Source organism: Alteromonas sp. NFXS44, from assembly GCF_040148705.1.
Lineage (GTDB): Bacteria > Pseudomonadota > Gammaproteobacteria > Enterobacterales > Alteromonadaceae > Alteromonas.
Genome location: NZ_JAGDEA010000014.1, coordinates 1 through 7,156, shown reverse-complemented (window position 1 = coordinate 7,156; position 7,156 = coordinate 1). Strand labels below are relative to the sequence as shown.

Genomic DNA, 7,156 nt, shown 5'->3' with positions numbered 1-7,156 from the left:
GTTAAGCGTTAGGACTGGCTGGCAAGGATTGCGTAGCGCGGCAAACCGTGAGGGTTTACCGCAGCAAGCGAATCCGCAGACAGCCGCCCCAATCCGCATTAATACTTAATTGCGCATAATGTATATTTACTAGTCTGCCCTTGGGGACACAAAATAAGGACTCTTTTTGCGGATTTCTATGCCGTATTTTGATGCCAGTTCCTTGGCATGTCTGTAGTACGTTTCCCTGCTCATCAGGAAATATGGATCGAATCCAAGCAACCATGTAATGTAAGTGCCCCGCAGTCTACAAGGCATGCGTACCAAAAGTAACTGTTGTTCAGTAGTCAAAGTTACGGGTTTATTAATCATGGAATGAATCTATTTATGGGAAACAAAAAACACATAATATTTGGGCTGATTGGTTTCTTTCTTGGAATAGCTGTCGCAGTGGCAACTCAACTCGTGACCTACCACTATAAGGTCTGGCATTGCACAGTAGTTCATGAAGCGGAACTAAAAAATTATACAGACACAAAAGTCGACCACTATCCTAAGTGCGTAAGAATTGTTAACGGGATACCCACTTACTAGCGATTCTTAGCTAATGAAAACACGACTTTCCTTATAGTTAATGGTCATGCTTTGACCATCGTCTAATTCATTGTATTTACGTTGAATTTCAGAGGTTGTATCTGGCGAATTTAAAGTTCTTATTAAATTATCAATTTGGCTTCCGTGATCTTCATAAATACTTCTGGTGACAACTATAGTTTTACGTTCTCGACTGGTGAAGCTCGCTGCTGAATGCCTATAGCTGGCTTCTAGATCTATTCCATCATTCAGAATACCTTCCAAAAAGGTTTTCAATTGAGATATTACTTCTGATTCCATTAGTTGTCCTTAATGCCGCTTGCGGCATGCAGTGAGCCTTGCGAGCGGTAACCTTGCGAACTGAACAAAGGTACTGTCACACAACGGCCATTCCTAGTCTAAATCGGCCACCAAAGCGAATTGCCGCCCTGCAAAACCAAAAAACGATGTATGAGCGGTCTGTCTGAAATTGGCTGCTGCCAATGTCCGCTACGTGCAAATTAATGTGCGAGGGTGGACATACTATAACAGTCCACTCTTGTGCGGATTTCGCTTAAGACCCCCGTATCTGTAATACGGGGGTCAACCTCACCAAAAACCGTAGCCTGCCGGCTAACTGACCTGAAAAACCGGTGAACATGGTGAAGTGTAAACATGTGTACAGGTATACATTAGTTAAGCTAAGTCAGTCAATTACGGTGCCCGTACGGGCACTTCCAATCCCTGAATATCTCCTGTAAGTTCGATTCCGTAAGTGTCCAGATAGCCACCGGAGAAACACACTATGACAACGGAAAAAGAAGTAAGAAGCGAGCGGATTGCCATCAAAGTTACGCCGCAGGTACATGCAGAATTATCCCGTTTAGCGGCAGAAGTCGGCCAGAGTCCGGCCACACTGGCATCGGTATATCTGGGCGAAGCAATTAACAAAAAGCGCATCGAACGCGAGAATAATCAGCGTATGGCGGACTCTGTGGGCATTGCATTTAAGGAAATGTTCGAACCGTTCATGAATGCTATGGAGAAAGCCGCAGCGGAACAGCTACCGGAAGAAAAGTAGATAGAAAGAAGCCCGACTCGGCAAAGTCAGGCTTCTAGGATGCGTTAAAGGAGTGGCAACTCCTTAAGCGCGTTGTTACAAACCACGGAAATGGAGTAACACGGCAATGTTACTTAGACAGGCTGAGTCTGTCAGTGGATCAGTACGGCCAGAATACAGTTCGCATCAAAATAATTCATGCGAAAAGTTTGCTGGTTTACCGGTTTACGACGGAAAAACACCCCAAAACAACCCTGAAACCGGAGAAGTCCTGCGCACTGCGCCTGGGTTTATCTCTTTATCAACAACTGGAACACACCAACAAATCCACAAAATCGACCGTTTACAGACTCGTCTTAAACGGATGAAACACGGCACATTAACCGCGGCCAGACTCCACGAAGAAGATTTACAGCAGGCAAAAGCCCGATACCGGCGTGCCATGGTCACGCTTACATACCGTAATGTTGAAGACTGGCGTGCTGATGATGTCAGTTACTTTATGCGTCTGGTTCGCCAATGGTGCAAACGCCGCCAAATCTCAGTCCGGTATGTCTGGGTTGCTGAATTGCAGAAGCGGGGGGCCGTGCATTATCACGTGGTGTTCTGGCTACCGGTCGGCGTCACGTTGCCGAAACCTGATAAACAAGGTTGGTGGCCGCATGGCATGACGCGCATTGAATGGGTAAAACGTCCGGTGGCTTATCTGGCCAAATATCTGTCGAAAGACGATGCGGACGCATTCCCGAAAGGCTGCCGGATAATGGGCTGTGGCGGATTATCTGACGGCGCACGCAATGAACGCTGTTGGTGGCTGATGCCAACGTGGGTGAAAGAAATCGCAACCATCGACGACAAACCTCGTCGGGCAACTGGCGGAGGGATCGTGCTGAAAAGCTCAGGCGAAATTGTGCCGAGCCCGTGGCAAATTCACGTCACAAACTTAGGCATATTCATCGTTAAGCGTTAGGACTGGCTGGCAAGGATTGCGTAGCGCGGCAAACCGTGAGGGTTTACCGCAGCAAGCGAATCCGCAGACAGCCGCCCCAATCCGCATTAATACTTAATTGCGCATAATGTATATTATGTTAAATACAATATTGAAATCTTGTTGCTTATCAATCCTTTTGAAGACTGCCACATAAAATGAGATTTTCTGCCAGCACGAGATTTTTAGCGGCTCCCACATTCTGCTTTTGCTCAAGAGATTGAAAGACTTATGTCGGATTGCTAGTTTTAATGAAGCATCTGAGCTTTCCAGCCCGTCCATGGTATGACGGCCTACTAGTTATTTCTATGATAGTCACGTGGATTCATTTAAAGCGAAACAAACATAATGAATGATCCTAACAGTTTCCCCAGTTGTAAGTACTGGCTGAGAACTCAGTGGTCATTAAACCCGTCCATGTATCAGAAAACCAGGCCAATTAGTATGCAACTTAGTTCAATTGCTCGTAGTTTTTCTGGCGTCGGGCTTTTAGAAAGTGATTTGCAAGTATTAGTGGTTTACGAAGCGACGGCATAATGCCGGATTGTTTCATCGAATAGCTTCTTAGAACTTCATTATGTACTTATTCAAAGAGAGCCTGCTTTATCCCCCTACTCGTTCGCAGCAGAAATTCTACCGTCGTTCCCGTCGTCTGTTGGTCAAAAGCGGACATCTTGGTACTGGCATCCCTGTGACTGCTTTGTACGTGAAGTGGTCATTGCAGATTCCTACCTATGAAAACACAGAATCTCTGGACGTAAGATATGTTTCTTTTAATATTTTCCAAATTGCAGCAAGTCGGATTTACGACTTGCCTTTGGAAAATGCTCTCATTATCTCGCTGGCCCCCGGCATTGCGGGACCTTGCTCCTGCGCAAGTAAACCCGTCTCAGAACGACTGAAGAGGGCTTGGAGCACAATTTCTCTGGACTCTTTATCAACATCAGAGCCTTCAGTTAGTGAAAGATATAAATATGTAAGCTGCTCTCTTTCTTCTGCGTCTCTCATCAAGTGGAAAGAGCTGAATGTTAATCTGGATAAGACCTTGATAATGAAAGCATAAACAGCGGCGATAGACCCGAAAAGAACAACCCCCTGCACTGAGGCTAAATTAATTGGTTGCTCGCCCCTCAATAACCAGATCTTGAAAAAATCCGCTAGCCCATAAACGCCAAAGGCGATGGTTAATAAAAGCAGCGTTGTAAACATAATTCCTTGGCTTCTCAACTTCGATGCCGATGCCTTCCAGTATTCAGCAGGTTTTTCAAGCCTCAGTTTTTCTTTGAAGGTTTGCTCAAGCTCATCAATTCTTTGCTGCCAAGCCTCTAATTGGGTGTCGAGCTCTTTACTGAAACGCTGCCCTTTCTTTTGAGCAATCCAACTATTTGCCTTCAATAATCTACTGCACTTATTTTGAGTTTCGTGCTGCCATTCTTTTTGTTGTAATTTTGAGCTGTCGAACCAAGTATTGAAATCCAGCTTAGTTTCTTCAACCTCTGTGATTATTTCATTATTGGTATGCTGAAGTTGATCTCTTAACTGGGTGATAGTTGCTCTTTCTGATTTTCGTCGTTTGACTAAATCAGAATTTTGATAAACGTACTCATACCCTAACAAAGCGCCATCAAAACTGTCTTTGTTTCCAAAGCTAGCTGCTTGATTTCTTGAAACATAGCTTAAAAATGACTCGGCAGCATCTTTTGAAATATCAGAGTGAATTTCAACGAAGCGTGGAACGTAATCATGCCCTGACCATAACCATTGATTGCCAATATTCCTAAATTGGTTGCTTTGAATTTGATTTAAGTGTTGTTGAAATGTTTGGTTATCCAATTCGTCGGCATTGTTCCAATTCTCTATGGTGCTTATGACCGCACTCATGCTGGCATGAAAATTCAAGTAGGGATGTATATTCTGATTCCTATTGCCGCTAAGAGAGTCTTTCTGTTTTGCCCAATAATTCGCTTCTCGTTTGATAAAATCATAATATGCTTTGAAGTCATTAAATGAAAATTGTCTTCCAGTGACATCACTGAACCTGTTGTTTATTGGTCTGTTCTTATGCATTACAAGACTCCTAGTGTCTTATAAACTGTATCAACAGGGCCGCTCAGCTGAAACTCCGGCACGTTAGGCATATCTCTACCTGTTACAATACGTAGTAACACTTTTATTACACCTTCTTCCAAAGTCCCCTTTATTGTAGATGCAAGAACCTGATCCGGATTATCAAAAAGGGCTAACGTCATGCTTCCCAGATCGCTCATTGATTTTTGGCTTGGTTTGTTTAAAAAGATTGAACAAGAAGCTGCTAATAACGTTAAACTAGTGCTATGGCAATTTCCACTATTTTGAAGATTCACGAAAATCATCCTTAATATCAAACAATTCATCCAAAGTTTCCTATAATAATTGCGTGCAATCTCTGAACTAAAAAGTCTCGGTAATTAAATACATAGTTCGTCATTGCTATAACGTGGTCAATACTAAGACAACCACACTTCTTTCGGTTGTTGGCGAAATAATGTTGGGGTTGAAACGAGTCCGCTGCTTGTCTTTTGTGGACGAGAACGTTCTATCAATTGGCTTACAAGAGGCGCTAACAAAGGGTCTTGAAGTAGAGAGTGTTCCACTCCTCATAAAGCCCTTTTAAGATTAATTGTCACCAGCAACATCTATCCCTGGCATACCAGGTTCTTGCGATCTTACTAATTCCAATTGGGCGACAATCTTTTTTAATTGAGTAGGCTTTTCATTATCTGGCAACGCTGAATAAATTGCTATCTGATCAAGAACGCGACGATATCCTGATCTTTGCGTCAAATGAAACTTCCAACGCGGGCCAAAGGTAAGCGCTCGATCTAGTGCAACCCAGAATGTAACTAACCCCGTGAGGATTGGAGGAATCCATTCAGATGTACCATCTCCTACAGATGGTAAATATGTAGCTATGCCGGAGCATAGCAAAACTATGCCTGTACCAGCGTTGTATAAATAGGCATCCAAGGTTCCCCACTTTTTATGCTCTGAGAGACTCGATTTTACACTTTCTGCCAACTCACCTATCATATCCACGTGATTACCCTCCATGATAAATTATAATTTGGTTAAATTTACATCCATAGACATATTGGATACTAACCTATCACAGACCGTCATGACTAAAAAACGAGCATGAAGTCTAAAAATGATGAATTCGGCTCAGGGTTCACAATCGTTGAGGCCTTTAGTAGTCAAGAGTGGAAAATTTGGTAACCGCGTAAGCCTCTCCTAGAATAGTGGCATACCATTTTATAGTCTTAACATTAGGCTAACTTAAAGGATTGTCATGTCCGCTTCTCGCTCTTTTCAGACATTAACTTGTTGCGGACCGTCTGATTTGGTTGAACTCAAAATCCTAAACTGTCAGATCGGGTTTTAGCTAGTACAAATTACAAGCTATTCTTTTTCGCTGTCGCTAACCAGTTCCTTTGAGTCTCAGTAAAAACAGCTAAAATATCTTTGCCATTCCTTACGTTATACTTCGTAAATTGTTGCGCAGCGGCCAATCCAAGTCCAATTTCTTTCATTGCGGCTTCATATTTACCTTTTTCATATAAGAAATTACTGTAATACCAGCAAATTAAGGAATGGTAATATGGGACGTCCCAAAAGTCTGGAAGCATTTTATTCACTAATTTTCGGGCTGATTTAAAACTAACATCTGCAGCGGTGAAGTCATGTGTGGTGATTGCTACCTGCGCTTCATAAAAGCTGGCTAATATTAACTGCTCTTTAGCGCTATGGGTATTGAACTGTGATAGGCGCTCAATATATTTACTTAATTGATTTAACTTGTCTTTTGCAAAATCGGTTTTCTCAGTGGCAATATAACATGCAGCGATAACATTTTTGATACGCACAACATTGACGACTTCGAAACGACTAAGTTGTTTTAACTCCGCATATTTATCAATTTTTTTCTCAATTATTAGCAGTGCATCTAGCTCTTGTTCTGCGGTTTTGGGATTTAACACCACAGAATCGAAAAGCACATGGTTGTTCTGCATTAGTCTTTGCCTATTTTGACAGGTAAAAAACTCGAGTAGATTGAACTGATATAGCGAAAAAGGGTTTTTTAGTTGGCTTACAACTGCCTTAGCCAATTTTCGGCTTTTTATGAATAAGTGTTCAGCTTCTTCAGCCCCCTCTGCTTCTTGCGTTACGGTGGCTAGATGAAAGTTAGCTTTAGCTAATTCCATTCGTGCGCTTGGTGTCTTTAACTCCTCGGCCAGGGCCCGAACCAGTTGCTCATATTTCACAAAGAGCGGTTTGGCGGCCTCCGGCCCATTTGTGTCCCGCATTACTGTGGCGAGATAATAGTTAGCATTGGCTAAGTCTTTCCAAGCGCCCGGTGTTTTCAACTCTTCAGCCAACGCCCGCATTAGTTGCTCATATTTCACGAAGAGCGGTTTGGCGGCCTTCGGCCCGTCTGTGTCCCGCATTACTGTGGCAAGCTGGTAGATAGCGAAAGATAAGTCTTTCCGAGCGCCCGGTGTTTTCAACTCCTCAGCCAA

The 7,156-nt window shown here is 43.1% G+C and carries 7 protein-coding genes; 2 read left to right on the top strand and 5 right to left on the bottom strand.

What is annotated here, in order from left to right; all coding sequences use genetic code 11:
- Window positions 1-579: 579 nt before the first annotated feature.
- The gene (locus J3369_RS21995) at window positions 580-873 is read right to left on the bottom strand and encodes a hypothetical protein (RefSeq protein ID WP_349591162.1); all 294 of its coding nucleotides are present in this window, start codon (window positions 871-873) and stop codon (window positions 580-582) included.
- Window positions 874-1,357: 484 nt separating this feature from the next.
- Here J3369_RS21995 and J3369_RS21990 point away from each other — a divergent pair, with 484 nt between their 5' ends.
- Window positions 1,358-1,633, top strand: a complete 276-nt coding sequence (locus J3369_RS21990; protein ID WP_349591160.1) for a hypothetical protein — start codon at window positions 1,358-1,360, stop codon at window positions 1,631-1,633.
- Window positions 1,634-1,976: 343 nt separating this feature from the next.
- A complete protein-coding gene (locus J3369_RS21985; protein WP_349591158.1) occupies window positions 1,977-2,582 on the top strand; it encodes a rolling circle replication-associated protein in 606 nt (201 codons plus the stop codon).
- A gap of 822 nt (window positions 2,583-3,404) precedes the next feature.
- Here the strand turns inward: J3369_RS21985 and J3369_RS21980 are convergent.
- The 4 genes from J3369_RS21980 to J3369_RS21965 form a co-directional block, all read right to left on the bottom strand.
- Entirely contained in the window at window positions 3,405-4,667 is a 1,263-nt protein-coding gene (locus J3369_RS21980; protein ID WP_349591157.1) for a DUF6161 domain-containing protein, read from the bottom strand.
- Window positions 4,667-4,963: a hypothetical protein gene (locus tag J3369_RS21975; protein ID WP_349591156.1), complete on the bottom strand. Its 297-nt coding sequence runs from the start codon at window positions 4,961-4,963 to the stop codon at window positions 4,667-4,669. The genes J3369_RS21980 and J3369_RS21975 overlap by 1 nt, the downstream gene beginning before the upstream one ends.
- Window positions 4,964-5,255: 292 nt before the next feature.
- Complete coding sequence (locus J3369_RS21970; RefSeq protein WP_349591154.1) at window positions 5,256-5,675, bottom strand: hypothetical protein; 420 nt, start codon at window positions 5,673-5,675, stop codon at window positions 5,256-5,258.
- Between the two features lie 356 nt (window positions 5,676-6,031).
- On the bottom strand, window positions 6,032-7,156 hold a 1,125-nt coding region (locus J3369_RS21965; protein WP_349591152.1), incomplete at its 5' end, for a hypothetical protein.